We start from the raw sequence: 17,476 nt of genomic DNA, 5'->3' as shown, positions 1-17,476 counted from the left end.
TCCTTTTATTAGACATCACATTACAGCAGCAATCTGGCCGGTTGCTTTGTGAGACATATCTCACAAAAGAGTAAGTTTAAACGCTATTTAGTCTACAGAATACAAAAACAAATAATTCATAACTTATTGATATCTATATTTAATGCTAACAAAACGCCTGTTTTACAATTATATTACACTCAGTCTATTAAAAAAAAGCCATGCCGCAAATCCACAAAACGGCGCATACTTTGTTCGTAGACGGATAGACCAGCTAACAGGATGTTGGCCAAAGTACAGGATGTAACACTCAGCTAGGATAGCATAGAGCGGTCTGCAGGACATGCTAAGGAATGGCACAGAGTTTTCATATTCTTCACAGGCGATGAGAACACTAGGGAAGTTACAGGATCTCTCAGGATGAGAGCGCGTTGTCAGGAAGATAGCGCAAAAGGATTGCAGGATCGAGCGGGAGGCTTGCTGGACACTCCGGGATGGAGCCAGGGATGAAATGCTACGGACAGTATCGACAGGACGACGACACAGGACCTCAGGTGGCCGCGCAGTTTGCGGCCTACCTTCTTTTATTGCTTCCGCTTCTTTCTTTGTCTCTTTTTTGCAAAACTTATAGTGATTGTTGGCTAAATAAAGACATACTAAACATTATCTACTTAACTGCAATGAGACGCTCTGCTGATGTTAAAACCAATTTATAACGGCTTTTTTGCTGCAATTTGGTTCGCCTGTGTTTATGTGGCACCCGCCGCCATAGCCTCGGTCTCAGCCGAACACGACTACGAACAAGCATTACAAGCATTCCAACGGCAAGAACAGCAAGCCGCCTATATCCATCTTAAAAATGTATTGCAACAAACACCCGACCACATTCCCGCCAAAGTGTTAATGGGTAAAGTCCTGCTTGAAAAAGGCTATTTTGAAGAAGCAACAACAGAGTTTGAAGAAGCACTATATAAAGGTGCCGATATCGAGCTAATGCTAACAGAGTTAGCAAACAGCTACTTATTTGCCGGAAAATATCAACAAGTACTGAAGCTAGGCGAGCAGTACAAGCTGTCAAACAATAGCCTTTTTGAATGGCATCTGCTCGCAGCCGCCGCCAGCCTGAATTTGGATAATATCGACAATGCCAGGGCTCATTTTATCAGCGCCAGCGCGCTGCAGCCAGATTCAATACGCTTACTAAATAGCCAAGTAGCGTTATTACTCAAAGAAAAGCGGCTTAAAGATGCTGAGCTATTACTTGACCGTGCGTTGTCAATTCAGAGTGACAATCCACAATCTTTACAGCTGCAAGGCGAATTGCTGCAGTTACAGGGACAGCTGCTAAAAGCTCAAGACTATTTTGAAAAAGCGGTGCTGCTTAGCCCGCAAGATCCGGTGCTGCGCCGCGCACTACTGCGTAACTATGTCAGTCAGTATAAAACGGAACAAGCTGAGCAAACTTTACAACAAATTTTGCTGCAAAGTCCGGGCGACCCATATGCCTTGCTGCTGGCTGCCTGGTTATCATCTTTGAAAGAAAACCATCAGCAAAGCGAACAACACACCGAATTGCTTAGTGCCAAACTTTGGCAGTTATCCAAAGCACAGATAGAAAGCCAGCCATCTCTACTTTTTTCCAGGGCTTTACTTTCCTATGTTGCACAAAATTATGAAAAAGCACGCGGTGATCTCGTTTCTTATAATCAGCTGGTGCCCGCCGATCTGAATGCCGTTTCCATACTTATCGATGTATACATTAGACAAGGCGATAACTCCCTGGCAATTCAGTTAGCTGAACGCCATCTGGAACAACTAAACACTGCACCAGAGCTAGCCAAACGACTTGTTACGTTATATATCAATTCAAACCGCGCTTACAAAGCAGAACAACTCATTACCTCTTTACGCCTACAATTTCCGGCAAATGTAGATTTTGCCATTCTTCATGCAGCAGTATTAAAACAAATGGATCAAGCTGACAAGGCACGCGCAGTTATTGCGCAAGAGGTGCTGCAGCATAGCGATAACATGCTGTTGCGAATTAATCAGGCCCTGCTGGCATTAGACAACAACAACTATACACAGGCCCTTCAGCTTGCTGACCAGCTATTGGCCGCCGAGCCCAACAATACAGGCTATCTCAATTTCAAAGCAGCGACTCTGATAAAAAGTGGCAAAGCTGAACAGGCCTACGCGGTTGTTCAAAACGTCCTGAAACAACAACCCGATCATATTGCCGCCCAGTTTAATCTTGCTCGGTTGGAAATTGACCGACAAAATTATGCTCAGGCAATTTCGCTATTAAAGCCATTGGCCAGTCGACATAAACAACATAAAGCTACTGCAACCTTATTAGCTTTGGCCTACTTCAGAGCAGAGCAATATAATGATGCTGAAGTGGTACTGCAGAATACCCTTGCATCAGGTTCCTATGCGCCAGCTACCGAATTGCTGTTTGACCTGTATTTTACCACACAGCGTTACGAACCGGCTCTTGCCTTAGTTGAGCAAGGATTAAAAAGTGCTTTTATGGATGAAATACTACTATGGAAAAAGGCCCGGCTACTTTTACTGTTAAACCAGCCAGAAAAAGTTAATAACGTCCTGCCTTTATTATCAGATTTGGTCGACACAGACCCAGAAAAATTGTTAAAACTAGCACTAATGCAACGTGAAATTAATGACTTACCCGCATCTGGTCTGTCACTGCAAGAAGCAATAACACTAGCCCCCTCTACTCTATTGTTACAACTGGAACTGGCAAACCACTACTTGATTACAGCCGATATCAACGCTGCAGATGTTTTACTTAAAAAAATGGCAGTAAGTTACCCCAAGAACGCCAATGTTACGATGCTACGCGGGGATCTTGCGCTGGCAGAGCAAAATGAATCCAGCGCACTAGCTTTGTACCAACAAGCATTAAAGCAAGATCCGCAGTTCCGCTTAGCCTGGGTCAAACTCTATCAGATTGCTAAAGCGGGGAAAGATGGCCATGCGTTTGATACGCTAGCACTACAAGCACTAAAACAAACTGCAGACAATCACTGGCTAAGAAGGCTGCTCGCTGAACACTATGTCAACGCTGCCAAGCCTACAGAAGCTATTGAACAGTATCAATTGTTACTTGACGCCAACCAATACACCAACGATGCAGCTGTATACAACAATTTGGCAAACCTGCATCTAGCTAGTGATATAGATGTGGCTTTAGAACATGCCGAGAAAGCGCTGCAGCTTGCACCCAAACAAGCCTTTACTTTAGACACCTACGGTTGGGTGCTTGCAAAAAAAGGCCAATATCAACAAGCGGTAGCCACTTTGCGCCAGGCGAACGCACTAAATGCGACCAATCCGTCAATTCAGTTTCATATTGCCTACACCTTGGTCAAATTACAGCGTCCGGCAGAAGCTAACACCATGTTAGGGCAGTTATTGGCCAATTTTGCTGAGTTTCCAGAGCGTGTAGCAGCAGAACAACTGCTTGCTGAACTCAGTAAAGCAGCTATCTGATTAGGTGCGGTCAAAACGTGTCGTATGCAAGGAAAAGTCTGGCACGTCCCGCTGATAATTTTGTTGATATAAACTGGAGTGGATAATAAAATCTGCGGTTGCCTGATTACAAGCAACGGGTATATTCCAAACCACCGCTAAGCGAATTAACGCCTTCACATCTGGATCGTGTGGCTGCGATGATAATGGGTCCCAAAAAAACACCAACCAATCAATTTTTTGTTCTGCGATCAATGCGCCAATTTGCTGATCTCCACCTAGTGGGCCGCTAGCCAAACACATTACATCTTGCTGCAGAGCATCAGACACCAGTTTTCCAGTCGTACCCGTTGCGACCAGCTGCTTATCGGCAAAAAAGGCTTTGTGTGCACTTACCCAACTAAGTAGCGCCTTCTTCTTGCCATCGTGTGCGACCAAAGCAATTGTCTTCATTGTGCTGAACTCCCAATTGACCCATGCCAGATTAACCCAAAAAAAAAGCCCTGCATAGCAGGGCAAAACAACCAAGGTCCACGTATAACATCGTTATTGGTCAGGAACACTACTGCTTTTGGCCGGTAGTGCACCTATAACCACATAATTCTTTGGGTTACTGCTCTGATGCAATTCGCTTCATTGCTGTCATATAACCGCGTAATTTTTTACCCACTGTTTCGACCGGATGCTGGCGTATAGCATCGTTAACTGCGATTAATTCTAAATTATCTACACCAGCACTACCGCTACAGCCCTTGCCTAAGTATTCACTCGATAATCCGTTAATCATATCTTTCAATAGCGGCACTGCAGCGTGGGAAAATAAGTAGTTGCCGTATTCCGCGGTATCTGAAATCACCACGTTCATTTCATATAAACGTTTGCGCGCTATCGTATTAGCGATCAAAGGTGTTTCGTGCAACGACTCATAGTAAGCCGATTCTGCCACTATGCCAGCATCTACCATGGTTTCGAATGCCAGCTCTACACCTGCCTTCACCATAGCGACTAACAACAAACCACGATCGAAATAGTCCTGCTCTGATATTTTCTCTCCCGATACCGGCGCCTGTTCAAAGCCACTGCAGCGCGTTTGCTCACGCCACGTAAGCAGGTTCTTGTCATCGTTCGCCCAGTCGGCCATCATGGTACGGGAAAACTCGCCGCTGATAATATCGTCCATATGCTTTTCAAACAAAGGCCGCAAGGTTTGTTTTAACTGCTGTGCCAAATCAAACGCTTTAATCTTCGCTGGGTTGCTTAAACGATCCATCATGTTGGTAATACCACCATGCTTTAACGCTTCGGTAACCGTTTCCCAACCATACTGTATTAACTTGGCGGCATAACCAGCCTCTATACCATCAGCAACCATTTTGTCGAATGCCAAAATAGCACCCGTTTGTAACATACCGCACAGGATAGTTTGCTCACCCATCAGGTCAGATTTAACTTCTGCCACAAAAGACGACTGCAGCACACCCGCCCTATCTCCCCCCGTTGCCGAAGCATACGCTTTGGCAATGTCTAAGCCTTGTCCTTTGGGATCATTTTCCGGGTGAACCGCAATCAACGTCGGCACCCCAAATCCTCTTTTATATTCTTCCCGCACTTCTGTACCGGGGCATTTTGGCGCCACCATAACGACAGTGATATCCGGTCGAATTTGTTTACCTTCTTCAACAATATTAAATCCGTGCGAATAACCTAAAGTAGCACCTTGCTTCATTAACGGCATAACTGCGTCAACTACGCTGCTATGTTGCTTATCCGGTGTAAGATTCAGAACTAAATCTGCCGACGGGATCAACTCTTCATAAGTACCAACCGTAAAACCGTTACTGCTGGCCTTTACGAATGAAGCGCGCTTTTCGGCAATTGCTTCCGCTCGCAAGGCATAACTGATATTCAATCCTGAGTCACGCATGTTCAGGCCCTGGTTTAAGCCCTGAGCTCCACAACCAACAATAACGATGTTCCAACCTTTAAGCAGCTCACATCCGTCGGTGAACTCAGATCTGTCCATAAAACGACACTGAGCTAACTGCGCCAACTGCTGACGTAAATTCAGCGTATTAAAATAATTTTTCATGATACTTCTCTAAATTCGTTTTAACCGCTCTAACCTATTGGTGAGCATAAGCAGGGTTAGTTGCCTGCTTTAATGCGCTAATAGTAGCGACTGTTTTTAATTGCGTGAAGTGATATATTTAGAAGTCTGTATTTCACTATATGAAACAATATTGGATAGACTATGGATATTCGCAGTGCGCAGCTGTTTCAACATTTGGCAAGTAGCTTAAATTTTAGTAAGACCAGCGAACAAATGTACGTCAGTCCGCCAACGCTAACTCGTGTCATCCAGCGGCTGGAACTTGAGCTAGGCACCGAGCTATTCTTTCGCGATAAGCGTTCGGTAAAGCTAACCACCGCAGGGCAGCGCTTCGCTCGCTTTGTCCGCAACTGGTTGGATGAGTGGCATCAATTGCAAGTTGATCTGCAGCTAGCCAGTGCCGAGCTAACTGGCGAGATCAGGCTGTTCTGTACTGTTACAGCCAGCTATAGCCATTTGCCAGCAATTTTAGACCGCTTTCGTCTTATGTGTCCCAAAGCTGACATAAAGCTGAGCACAGGAGATGCGGCTTCAGCCATAGAAAAAGTCAGATTAGGCGAAGCTGATATCGCCTTGGCGGCTCACCCCGCTCAGCTGCCAGCAAATCTGGCGTTTCGCAGTATTGCCAGCCTGCCAGTGATGCTGATAGCGCCGACCATTCCCTGTAAAGTTAACGATATACTGCAGCAGGTGCCATTACCTTGGCACAAAGTACCTCTAATAATGCCCGAGCACGGCCCGGCCCGTAGCCGTTTTGACCGTTGGCTGGCAGAAATGGCGATCTCGCCATATGTTGTGGCTAAAGTAGATGGTCATGAAGCCATGGTATCGATGGTAGCACTGGGAACAGGAGTCGCACTGGTGGCTGATGCGGTGGTGGTAAATAGCCCAGTGAAAGATCGGGTGCGGATAATAGAGCTGGATTATCGTTTTGAGCCATTTGATCTTGGTATTTGTATGCTAAACAAGCGGCTACATGAGCCGCTTATTCAAGCATTCTGGCAAGTTGCAACGGCAAAACCAGATATCAATCGTTAACGGTGTTATTTTACGATCTTTAAATGTGATGCTTTTTTAGGCTTTGACGGTTCTGGCTCTGGTGTATCATCTTCGAGACTATCGCTGAAGATTTCAGCTTCGTCTTCTTCCTCTTCCAGGGTAAACACCGTGCCGGCGCCATTTTCACGCGCGTAAATAGCTAATACAGCGCCTACCGGGATATGCAATGAAAAAGGCTTGCCGCCAAATCGCGCATTGAAAGTGACAGCATCGTTTCCTAGTTGCAGATTACCGACAGCAGAAGGTGCAGTATTAAGCACAATCTGACCATTTTGTACAAACTGGGTCGGTACCTTAACTGCAGCAAAACTGGCATCCACCACCAAGTAAGGCGTGCAGTTGTTATCTACAATCCATTCGTAAAACGCTCGCAATAAATACGGGCGATTTGCCGTCATCTTCATCAGAACTTCATTCCTCTGCGGATCTCACGCTCCACATCGCTTAATGAAGCTTGAAATGCATCACGTTCAAAAATACGCGTCATATAGTTTTTCAGCTCTTTACTGCCAGCACCTAACAATTCAATACCAAGCAAAGGTAAGCGCCACAGTAAAGCTGCCATATAACAATCGACCAGACCAAATTCTTCGCTCATAAAAAATGGCGCTTCGTTAAACAACGGTGCGATAGACAGCAAGCCCTCTTTCAATTCCTGCCGAGCTGTTGCTGCATTATCATCGCCATTTAATATAGCTGTCGCCAGTCGGTACCAATCTTTTTCGATGCGATACATCATCAAACGAGCCTGACCACGTGCTACCGGATATACCGGCATCAGTGGTGGATGAGGAAAGCGCTCGTCCAAATATTCCATAATAATATTGGCTTGATACAACGCCAGTTCACGATCAAGCAAAGTTGGCAGGCTACCATACGGGTTTACCTCGTACAGATCCTCCGGCAAATTATCTTGTGCGACCTGAAGAATATCGACAGTTACGCCTTTTTCAGCCAGTACAATACGTACCTGATGGCTGAACATGTCATCAGCTGCTGAGAACAATGTCATCACAGGGCGTTTATTGGCAGTGATCGCCATGTCTTCCTCCGGTAAAATAAAAAACGGCAAAGGGGCGCAAAGGCCCCTGTAAACATATCTAGTTGAAATAACTAGTTAATGTACATCTTTCCAATATTCTTTTTTCAGCAAATAAGCCAGTACAAAGAAAATTAGCAGGAACACCATAACCTTGGTACCAAGCTCACGTGATTCCAGTTTGGTTGGCTCACCAACATATTCCAGGTAGTTTACCAGATCTGCGACTGCACGATCATATTCTTCTGTGCTCAGCTCACCGGTACCATCGGTTTTTATACCGACATACACCTGTTTAGACTCACCATCTACCAAACGAGTTTCATATGCCTTATAAGGCTTGCCCTGCAATTCTTGTAGAACATGAGGCATACCTACCATCGGAAACACATCGTTGTTCACACCAAACGGACGAGCCGGATCGGCATAGAAGCTGCGCAAATAGGTATACAGCCAATCAGGGCCGCGAACCCGCGCAACGTTAGTTAAGTCCGGAGGTGTAGCCCCAAACCACTTTTCGCCATCTTTGGCAGCCATAGTGTTGGTGATATGGTCGCCAACTTTCTCGCCAGTAAACATCAGGTTTTCCATGCCGATATCTTCTGGAATAGCTAAGTCGCGAAAGGTACGAGAATAGCGCTGGTACTGCATTTGGTGACAACCAAGGCAGTAGTTCTGAAACAACTTAGCACCTTGTTGTAATGACGCATTGTCTGTCAGATCAATGGGTGCTTTATCCAGCGGTATAGTTGAGCCTGCTGCCATCGCCCATGACGATGCAACCAATGCAACTACTGAAAATAAGTTCTTCATCATCAGGTTAACCTTACTGGTAATGGTTTTGTTTTTTCATTCTTGCTGTAGAACCACAACAAAATAAAGAAGCCAAAATATGTGAACGAGAAGATTTGCGCCAATAAGGTATAGATACCCTCAGCTGGCAACACACCCAACACACCCAACGCCACAAAACTTACACAGAAGTTAATCAGGTTGGCCGTGTGCAAACCACTGCGATAACGGACAGAACGCACAGAACCGCGGTCAATCCATGGCAGCAGTGCCAACGCAACAATAGCCAGAAACATAAAAACTGCACCAAATAGTTGATCAGGTACTGCACGTAAAATGGCATAGAATGGCGTGAAGTACCAAACAGGCGCAATATGGTCAGGTGTTTTCAGTGGGTTAGCTGCTTCAAAGTTTGGCGGCTCGAGGAAGTAACCACCACCTTCTGGCAGAAAGAAAATGACCCAGGCAAAAATCAGCAGGAAGCCAGCGACGCCAACTAAGTCTTTTACCGTGTAGTAAGGATGAAACGGGATTGCATCAACAATCACTTTCTTACCACCGCGAGTGAAGTATTGATGAAACGTAAACTTTTTATCTGCTTCAGTTAACTCAACACTGCCATCATTATCTTTCTTAATGTCGATGCCATCAGGGTTGTTTGAACCCACTTCGTGCAACGCCATAATGTGCAGAAACACTAAAATAACCAGCACTAGTGGCAGTGCAATTACGTGCAGTGCAAAGAACCGGTTTAAGGTCGCACCGGAGATAACATAATCACCGCGTATCCACAGTGTTAAATCTTCACCTATACCCGGAATAACACCGAAGATAGAGATAATTACCTGAGCGCCCCAGAATGACATCTGGCCCCAAGGTAACAGGTAACCCATAAAGGCTTCAGCCATCAGCACCAGGAAAATTAGCATACCGAAAATCCACAATAGCTCACGTGGTTTCTGGTAAGAGCCATACATCATGCCGCGCAGCATATGTAAGTAAACCACGACAAAGAAAGCAGACGCACCGGTAGAATGCATGTAGCGCAACAGCCAACCGTAGTCGACATCGCGCATGATATATTCTACAGAAGCAAAAGCACCTTCAGCAGACGGTTCATAGTTCATCGTTAACCAGATACCCGTTAGGATTTGGTTAACCAATACCAACATGGCTAGCGAGCCAAAAAAATACCAAAAGTTAAAGTTTTTTGGCGCCGGATACTGCACCACATGGAGATTCATTTTCTCCATAAAGGGTAAGCGGTATTCAATCCAGCTCATTAAATTCTTAAACATTAGACAGTCCCCTCATCTTCACCAATCACAATGGTATTGTCGTCGATAAACATATAAGGAGGGACCTGCAAGTTTGACGGCGCAGGCACGCTTTGAAATACCCGGCCGGCCATATCAAACTTGGAACCATGACATGGGCAGAAGAAGCCAGATGAGACTCCTTCTACTTGTGCAGCAAAATCATTGGCAATATAAGTAGGCGAGCAACCCAAGTGAGTACAAATACCTACTGCTACGAAAATTTCCGGCTTCTTAGAGCGGTGACGATTTTGTGCATATGCGGGTTGTTGTTCTACTTCAGACGCGGGGTCACGCAGTTTATCTTCGTGTGTTGCCAGCTCGTCTAGCATGGCCTGTGGCCGTTTCACTATCCAAACCGGCTTACCCCGCCACTCTACCCGGATTAACTGCCCGGGTTCAAGCTTGCTGATATCCGCACTGACCGCTGCCCCAGCCTGTTTTGCCTTTTCACTCGGCATCCAGGACGCGACAAAAGGCACAGCAGCACCGATAGCTCCCACGCCCCCTACAACTGAGGTTGCAATGGTAAGGAAGCGGCGGCGACCATGATCTACAGGCGCATTGCTCATCCACTCTTCTCCACGTTAACGCTTAAACAGAATTTAAGCGGCTGAATTTCAGCAATTATTATAAATTAAAAAATAACGTCGATCATAATGAAAAGCCCTGCTTTACACAAGGATTAAGGCAGGCTGGATCAGTATTATCTTAGTACTTTGTGTTATACGCTTCGTTTGCCTAGCCAGATTGCTAGCACCAAGCGCGGAAAATACAGGCAAAAAAAACCCGGCAACAGGTGCCGGGTTTGATGTACTTGATAAAACGATTAACGTTTTGAGTACTGTGGACGTTTACGTGCTTTACGCAGACCCACTTTCTTACGTTCAACCTGACGTGCATCGCGTGTTACAAAGCCTGCTTTACGCAGCGCTGGACGCAGTGACTCGTCAAACTCCATCAGTGCACGGGTAATACCGTGACGGATAGCACCGGCCTGGCCGCTGATACCACCACCTTTAACAGTGATGTACAGGTCGAATTTCTCAACCATACCAACCAGCTCTAATGGTTGCTTAACAATCATACAAGCTGTTTCACGACCGAAGTATTCAGTTAACGCACGCTGATTAACAACGATGTTACCTGAACCGGCTTTGATGAAAACGCGGGCCGTTGAGCTTTTACGACGACCAGTTCCGTAATATTGATTCTGTGCCATGTTATGCTCCGATTAAATATCTAATACTTGCGGTTGCTGAGCAGCATGCTGATGCTCGGCGCCGGCGTAAACTTTCAACTTACGGAACATAGCGCGGCCCAGTGGACCTTTTGGTAACATGCCTTTAATAGCAAGTTCCAGAACCATTTCTGGTTTCTTCGCGATCAATTTCTCAAAGCTGATTTCCTTAATGCCGCCAGGGAAGCCAGTGTGAGAATAATACATTTTGTTCTGTGCTTTGTTGCCAGTAACTGCCACTTTTTCCGCGTTTACCACGATGATGTAATCACCGGTATCAACGTGTGGAGTATATTCTGGCTTATGCTTGCCACGTAAACGGGCAGCGATTTCTGTTGCAATACGTCCCAGCGTTTTACCAGTCGCATCAACAACATACCAGTCGCGAGTTACGCTTTCTGGCTTAGCAGTAAAAGTTTTCATTTATCTATCCAAAAATAACTTAGTTACACCTGACACAGCGCAGGGCTGATGCAGCTTGTGTCGTTAGCGTACCCCTTCGAGTACAAAAACCACCGGGCTAACGGCAGTATTAGGCTGTAACGTAGGCCGGGCGCGGATTATATATTAACCAATTGCAAAAATCAGCATTCTTAAGCGATTTTTCTTACTTAAGTAGAAAATTTTTAAGGTAAGTGGGCTTTAGCCAAATAATCATGAGATTGCATTTCCTGCAGCCGGCTAATACAGCGTTTAAACTCAAAACTAAGAATACCATCGCTATACAACTGTTCCAGCTGGGTTTCAGCAGAAATAATTAGCTTTACACTCCGGTCATAAAATTCATCAACCAAGGCAATAAAACGCCGTGCAACATCGTCATTCTGCCGCCCCATAGCTTTCACCCCAGACAGCAATACTGTGTGATAACATCGACTTAACTCCATGTAGTCATATTGACTGCGCGCTGTTTCACATAGTTCTTTAAAGCCAAACCACACCACACCATCAGCCTCATATCGCGCGTGCAACTTACGATTGGCAACCTCTATATGAATGTCTTGCTGGCGAGGCTCAGTTGACAACGCATTAAAATATTGCAGCAGATTAATTTCAGCGGCCGTGTCTAACGGTGCGTGATAGATTTCCGCTTTTTCCAAAGTGCGCAGGCGGTAATCAATACCGCTGTCGACATTTATAATCTGGGTGTGTTGCTTTATCAGCGCAATTGCCGGTAAAAAGCGGGCTCGTTGCAACCCATTACGATACAAGCCATCTGGCTCAATGTTGGAGGTTGCCACTAAAGTTATGCCACGAGCAAACAGAGCGTGCATCAGCGTGCCCAGGATCATTGCATCGGTAATGTCTGAGACAAAGAACTCGTCAAAGCACAGAATATCAACTTCCCGCTTAAATTTGTCGGCCACTTTGTCCAAGGGATCGCTAACACCCTTAAGCTGCTTTAACTCTTCATGCACACGATGCATAAAGCGGTGGAAGTGAATGCGCATTTTACGTGTTGTCGGTAAGCACTCGTAAAAGGTGTCCACCAAATAGGTTTTTCCCCGTCCAACCCCACCCCAAAAGTACAAACCCATAACCGGCTGGCTTAAAACCGGCCTGCCAATGAACTTACGCCACCAGCTGACGTTAACTGATTTGGTTGATACCAAGTCGTCATATAACCGCTGTAGCTGAGCAACAGCAAATTCTTGAGCAGCATCATACTGAAAATCAGTACGCGCTAAGTCCTGTTGATATTTTTGCACTGGTGTCATTGGAATAATACTTGAAAGCGCCAGCAGCTGGCCTTAAATATGAGACACAATTGTAACATGCCTTACCACCTTACATAAGAACTTAGGTTACACTTATCGCTTAATTTACCCCCGTAGGAGTTGTTATGGAATATATGTATGCTGCCGCATGGCTTGGTGCCGGTTTAGTCATTGGCGCTGTACTTGCGCGCGCCCTGACATTAAGACAGTTTAATCAGCACAAGCTCCAGCTAGAACTGGAAGAAAGCCAGCAACAACTGGCAAAATATCGTCAGGATGTTTCCAGTCATCTGGAAACCACTAATCAATTAATGAGCCAACTGCAAGACAACTACTCCCGTATTGCCCGGCATATTGCTGATTCAAAAATGCAGCTGGTAGAACGACCTACCGAGTCGACAAAACAAGACCTGAACTACCTGTCAGGTGATACTGCAGCTTATATCAGACAATCGTTAAATCAGATTGATGAAAAGCGCCGGGTCTATTCTACTGCCGAGCAACAGCCGAAAGATTACTCTGGTCAGTCAAGCGGCCTTATCAAAGAACAGCATATCGCTAAAACAACGGAATAATTTGTTACATAAACTCAGAGTAATAGCTGAACTTTTTTTATTACGACATGTTCTTAGTCGCATATTTTAAAGAGGAGACTATCACGCTATGAATAAGAAATTGTCATTAGTTGGCGCTGCAGTCGCTGCCAGTTTGATGTTGACAGCTGCTGCACCGGCCGAGGCCCGGATACCGTTTTTCTCCAATCAGCAAGAAATGCCAACGCTAGCACCCATGCTGGAACAGGCCACCCCAGCCGTTGTGCACATTTCTGTTGAGGGTAGCCGTGAGGTGCGTCAGCGACTGCCGGAGGCTTTCCGTTATTTCTTCGGCCAACGCGGACCAAATGAATACCGTGAAGAACGCCCATTCAAGGGACTTGGATCGGGAGTAGTAATTGACGCAAGCAAAGGTTATATCGTTACTAATAACCACGTAATTCAGGATGCCAACGATATTGAAGTGCGGCTAAAAGACGGCCGCACATTTAAAGCCAAAAAGCTTGGCGCCGATCCGGAAAGCGATATTGCATTGCTGCAAATAGAAGCAAAAAATCTGGTACAAATTCCACTAGCCAATTCCGACAAAATTCGGGTTGGTGATTTTGCTATTGCCATCGGCAACCCCTTTGGGCTTGAACAAACCGTCACCTCAGGCATTATCAGTGCGCTGGGCCGTGGTGGCCTGGGTATTGAAGGTTTGGAGGATTTTATTCAAACCGACGCCGCAATTAACAGCGGCAATTCTGGTGGCGCACTGGTTAACTTGCGCGGTGAACTTATTGGTATTAACACTGCTATTTTGGGGCCTAACGGCGGCAATATCGGCATAGGCTTCGCCATTCCGGCCAACATGATGAAGAACCTGGTCGATCAAATTGTCGAACATGGCGAGATCCGCCGTGGCAGCCTGGGGATCAGAGGCCAGGATGTAAACTCTGAGCTCACCGAAGCGATGAACCTGAAAGTCAGCCGAGGTGCTTTTGTCAACGAGGTACTGCCAGATAGTGCGGCTGCCGCTGCAGGCTTAAAATCGGGTGATGTGATTGTCAGCATGAATGGCAATAAAATTAGCTCCTTCATTGAGCTGCGCGCCAAGGTTGCTACGCTTGGCGCCGGACGTGAAGCGACACTGGGTATACTGCGCGATGGTAGTGAGCGTACTGTAACGGTAACGCTGCGGCAATCATCCAGTGCTCAGGTGGCTGCAAATCAGATACATCCTATGCTCGACGGCGCTGAATTATCTAATAATGATGGCGGTGGTGTGAAAATTGAAACCGTTGCCAGCAACTCCGCAGCTGCCCAGATTGGCTTATTGCCAGATGATGTGATCGTTGGAGTCAATCGCCAGCGCATCGCCAATCTGGCAGAATTGCGCACCGTACTGGAAAAGCGCAGCGGTGTAGCCGCTATCAACATTCAACGCGGCAATACTAATTTGTATGTGTTAATCCGCTGATAGCAAAGGTTTAAGCAGTAGCTATTCGCTACTGCTTAAACCATATTAATGCTATGCTTGCGCTATTATTACCCGGCAATTAACGTAGATCCCGTGGCTAAATTTATCTTGTTTCTGCTTAAAAGCATTGCCTATGGCCTGGCTTTAGCGTTTTTGCTTATTTTAGTGGTGCCTTCATTCAACTCAATCACAGTGCCATGGTTCGCTGACACTGCGCAAAAAGAACAAGATCAGCCCATCAGTTATGCCCGGGCAGTGCGAAAAGCAGCTCCTGCTGTGGTCAATGTGTATACCCGCAGTACCTTGGTAGACCCACGTTCATTGCGCCCAAGAACTATCGAACGTCAGGAGCTAGGTTCCGGAGTGTTAATGAGCGCCCAAGGGTATATTCTGACGAATTATCATGTGGTGTACGGCGCGGATTACATCGAAGTTGCGCTGCAGGATGGTCGTTGGTTGGAAGCCGTACTTATTGGTCAGGACGAACTCACTGATTTAGCGGTATTGTATGTTCAAGCAGAAAATCTACCGGTCATACCGCAAGATCCCGCGTTAGAACCACAAGTCGGCGATCTGGTATTAGCTATTGGTAATCCGCTAAACCTGGGGCAAACGATTACGCAAGGCATTATCAGCGCCAACGGCAATACCGGCTTGAGCTCTCGGGGTTATATCGACTTTATGCGCATGGATGCTGCGATAAACCGCGGTAACTCGGGAGGTGCACTGGTCAATAGCAATGGCACCCTGGTCGGCATCAATGCAGCAGCATTTCAAATGGAAAATCAGGATATTCAGGGAATTTTCTTCGCTATCCCCTATCGGCTAGCTTTAAACGTAATGCAAAAACTGATTAAGCATGGTCGTGTTACACGCAGCCATCTGGGAGTTGCTGGCGACGCTGTGGTGAATGCTGCAGGCGATCGGCTTATTTCTTCTGGTCAAACTCTATACGGTTTTAGTATTACAGCCGTAAATGCCGGCGGACCAGCAGCGGAAGCAGGGATACAAGTGGGTGATATCATACTAGAAATTGACAACAGACGCTTTGATAGCGTGCAACAAGCGCTGAATATGATTGCAGAAACAACACCCAACACTGAAGTATCACTTACTATTGATCGCAACAATCAGCGCATGAAACTAACGGCAGTAACGAAAGAATTTCAACGATAAAAAAACGCGGCTTATGCCGCGTTAACTCGTTGAATATTGGCTCCTAAGCCTTTGAGCTTATCTTCAATATGCTCATAGCCACGATCAATATGATAAATGCGGTCGACAACTGTAGTGCCATGAGCCACCAGGCCGGCAATAACTAAGCTGGCTGAGGCGCGTAAATCTGTTGCCATCACCTGAGCAGCCATCAATTTTTCCGTATGCTGGCAAACAGCTGTATTACCTTCAAGACTGATTTTCGCTCCCATGCGCTGTAACTCTGGCACGTGCATAAACCGGTTTTCAAAAATAGTCTCTGTTACCATACCAACGCCTTCAGCAACCACATTAAGTACCGTAAACTGAGCTTGCATATCGGTGGGAAAACCGGGGTGCGGAACTGTTTTAACATTTACGGCTTTCAGGCTGCGTCCACGCATATCTGCACGAACCCAGTCGACACCAACAGTGATATCGGCCCCTGCTTCGCGCAATTTATTTAACACTACCTCTAACTCAGCAGGATCAGCATTACGGCAGGTTACATCACCACCACTTACCACGGCGGCTACTAAAAAAGTACCCGTCTCTATGCGATCTGGCAGCACTTTATGTGCACCACCGTGCAACGCTTTAACACCTTCAATAACGATAGAGTCGGTGCCTGCGCCGGTTATTTTGGCTCCCATCGTATTTAGGTAGACAGCCAAATCAACCACCTCTGGCTCACGCGCTGCATTATCAATAATTGTCGTACCATCTGCCAAAACCGCAGCCATCATCAGGTTCTCGGTACCGGTGACGCTGATCATATCCATGATAATGTGCGCACCTTTTAACCGACCCGCGGTGGCTTTAATGTAGCCGTTCTCAACTACAATATTGGCGCCCATTTTACGCAAACCATCAATATGCAAATTGACCGGTCGCGCACCGATAGCGCAACCACCAGGTAGTGATACTTCAGCCTGGCCGAACCGGCTTAATAATGGCCCAAGAGCAAGAATCGACGCACGCATTGTTTTAACCAACTCGTATGGCGCAAACTGATTTGATACCTTGCCGGCATCAACTTGCACCACATTGTCCGCAAAACTGACCTCAGCTCCAAATAATTGCAATAGTTTAACGGACGTTTCGATATCCTTTAACTTAGGCACATTGCTGATGGTTGTTGGTTTTTCTGACAGTAAGCTGGCAAAAAGGATGGGTAAAGCGGCATTTTTTGCGCCGGAGATGAGCACGTCGCCGGCCAAAACCTGGCCACCTGTAACTAGAAATTGCTGCATATTTGATTACATCGGAGAGTTAAGAAGTTTTTCTCTACGCCACTGCTGTGGGGTAAAGGTCTTAATGCTAACGGCATGGATTGAGCCATCGGCAATTGCGGCCATTAACGGCGCATATACCATTTGTTGCTGTTTCACCCGACTTACGGCGTCAAAGCAATCGCCTACAGCAAGAACCGCATAATGCGACCCTTCCGCTGTCACTTTAACTTCAGCTAACTGCAATTGCTCGGTCAGCAACTGTTCAATTTGTTTTATTTCCAAT

17 protein-coding genes are annotated in these 17,476 nt (G+C 46.2%); 5 read left to right on the top strand and 12 right to left on the bottom strand.

Features of this window, described 5'->3' with window-relative positions; translation table 11 throughout:
* Positions 1–675 precede the first annotated feature (675 nt).
* Positions 676–3,495 (top strand): XrtA/PEP-CTERM system TPR-repeat protein PrsT, encoded by a 2,820-nt coding sequence (gene prsT, locus I4W93_RS11595; protein ID WP_205311624.1) that lies wholly within the window; start codon positions 676–678, stop codon positions 3,493–3,495.
* On the opposite strand, the gene I4W93_RS11590 is transcribed toward prsT, so the two are convergent.
* On the bottom strand, positions 3,496–3,927 hold the full coding sequence (locus tag I4W93_RS11590) for a methylglyoxal synthase (protein ID WP_205311625.1): 432 nt from the start codon (positions 3,925–3,927) through the stop codon (positions 3,496–3,498).
* Positions 3,928–4,084: 157 nt separating this feature from the next.
* Positions 4,085–5,563, bottom strand: a complete 1,479-nt coding sequence (gene ilvC / locus I4W93_RS11585; RefSeq protein ID WP_205311626.1) for a ketol-acid reductoisomerase — start codon at positions 5,561–5,563, stop codon at positions 4,085–4,087.
* 162 nt (positions 5,564–5,725) lie between these two features.
* On the opposite strand from ilvC, the gene ilvY reads away from it, so the two are divergent.
* Positions 5,726–6,622: an HTH-type transcriptional activator IlvY gene (gene ilvY / locus I4W93_RS11580; protein WP_205311627.1), complete on the top strand. Its 897-nt coding sequence runs from the start codon at positions 5,726–5,728 to the stop codon at positions 6,620–6,622.
* Positions 6,623–6,627: 5 nt separating this feature from the next.
* Here ilvY and I4W93_RS11575 read toward each other — a convergent pair whose 3' ends face one another.
* From I4W93_RS11575 to zapE, 8 genes are all read right to left on the bottom strand, one after another.
* Positions 6,628–7,041 carry a ClpXP protease specificity-enhancing factor gene (locus tag I4W93_RS11575; RefSeq protein WP_205311693.1) on the bottom strand — a complete coding sequence of 138 codons (414 nt, stop codon included), beginning with the start codon at positions 7,039–7,041 and terminating at the stop codon, positions 6,628–6,630.
* 5 nt (positions 7,042–7,046) lie between these two features.
* Complete coding sequence (gene sspA, locus I4W93_RS11570; RefSeq protein WP_205311628.1) at positions 7,047–7,685, bottom strand: stringent starvation protein SspA; 639 nt, start codon at positions 7,683–7,685, stop codon at positions 7,047–7,049.
* A 75-nt stretch (positions 7,686–7,760) separates the two neighbouring features.
* Complete coding sequence (locus tag I4W93_RS11565; RefSeq protein WP_205311629.1) at positions 7,761–8,498, bottom strand: cytochrome c1; 738 nt, start codon at positions 8,496–8,498, stop codon at positions 7,761–7,763.
* Positions 8,498–9,772 (bottom strand): cytochrome b, encoded by a 1,275-nt coding sequence (locus I4W93_RS11560; RefSeq protein WP_205311630.1) that lies wholly within the window; start codon positions 9,770–9,772, stop codon positions 8,498–8,500. Before I4W93_RS11560 ends, I4W93_RS11565 begins: the two co-directional genes overlap by 1 nt.
* Positions 9,772–10,362: a ubiquinol-cytochrome c reductase iron-sulfur subunit gene (gene petA / locus I4W93_RS11555; RefSeq protein ID WP_205311631.1), complete on the bottom strand. Its 591-nt coding sequence runs from the start codon at positions 10,360–10,362 to the stop codon at positions 9,772–9,774. The genes I4W93_RS11560 and petA overlap by 1 nt, the downstream gene beginning before the upstream one ends.
* Before the next feature lie 257 nt (positions 10,363–10,619).
* Complete coding sequence (gene rpsI, locus I4W93_RS11550; RefSeq protein WP_068233894.1) at positions 10,620–11,012, bottom strand: 30S ribosomal protein S9; 393 nt, start codon at positions 11,010–11,012, stop codon at positions 10,620–10,622.
* A gap of 12 nt (positions 11,013–11,024) precedes the next feature.
* A complete protein-coding gene (rplM, locus tag I4W93_RS11545; RefSeq protein ID WP_205311632.1) occupies positions 11,025–11,453 on the bottom strand; it encodes a 50S ribosomal protein L13 in 429 nt (142 codons plus the stop codon).
* 203 nt (positions 11,454–11,656) lie between these two features.
* Positions 11,657–12,748, bottom strand: a complete 1,092-nt coding sequence (zapE, locus tag I4W93_RS11540; RefSeq protein ID WP_205311633.1) for a cell division protein ZapE — start codon at positions 12,746–12,748, stop codon at positions 11,657–11,659.
* Between the two features lie 125 nt (positions 12,749–12,873).
* Between zapE and I4W93_RS11535 the strand changes: the two genes are divergently transcribed.
* From I4W93_RS11535 to I4W93_RS11525, 3 genes are all read left to right on the top strand, one after another.
* Entirely contained in the window at positions 12,874–13,323 is a 450-nt protein-coding gene (locus tag I4W93_RS11535; protein ID WP_205311634.1) for a Z-ring associated ZapG family protein, read from the top strand.
* Between the two features lie 88 nt (positions 13,324–13,411).
* Positions 13,412–14,764 (top strand): Do family serine endopeptidase, encoded by a 1,353-nt coding sequence (locus I4W93_RS11530; protein WP_205311635.1) that lies wholly within the window; start codon positions 13,412–13,414, stop codon positions 14,762–14,764.
* Positions 14,765–14,857: 93 nt separating this feature from the next.
* On the top strand, positions 14,858–15,940 hold the full coding sequence (locus I4W93_RS11525) for a trypsin-like peptidase domain-containing protein (RefSeq protein ID WP_224673399.1): 1,083 nt from the start codon (positions 14,858–14,860) through the stop codon (positions 15,938–15,940).
* 11 nt (positions 15,941–15,951) lie between these two features.
* Here I4W93_RS11525 and murA read toward each other — a convergent pair whose 3' ends face one another.
* On the bottom strand, positions 15,952–17,211 hold the full coding sequence (murA, locus tag I4W93_RS11520; protein WP_205311637.1) for a UDP-N-acetylglucosamine 1-carboxyvinyltransferase: 1,260 nt from the start codon (positions 17,209–17,211) through the stop codon (positions 15,952–15,954).
* A gap of 6 nt (positions 17,212–17,217) precedes the next feature.
* The gene (locus I4W93_RS11515; protein WP_205311638.1) at positions 17,218–17,475 is read right to left on the bottom strand and encodes a BolA family protein; all 258 of its coding nucleotides are present in this window, start codon (positions 17,473–17,475) and stop codon (positions 17,218–17,220) included.
* Between the last annotated feature and the right edge of the window lies 1 nt (position 17,476).

It is taken from the genome of Rheinheimera maricola (genome assembly GCF_016918075.2).
Classification (GTDB): Bacteria; Pseudomonadota; Gammaproteobacteria; order Enterobacterales; family Alteromonadaceae; genus Alishewanella; species Alishewanella maricola_A.
Note: the sequence above shows the minus strand (reverse complement) of the source record. Positions and strands in the feature narration are given on the sequence as shown.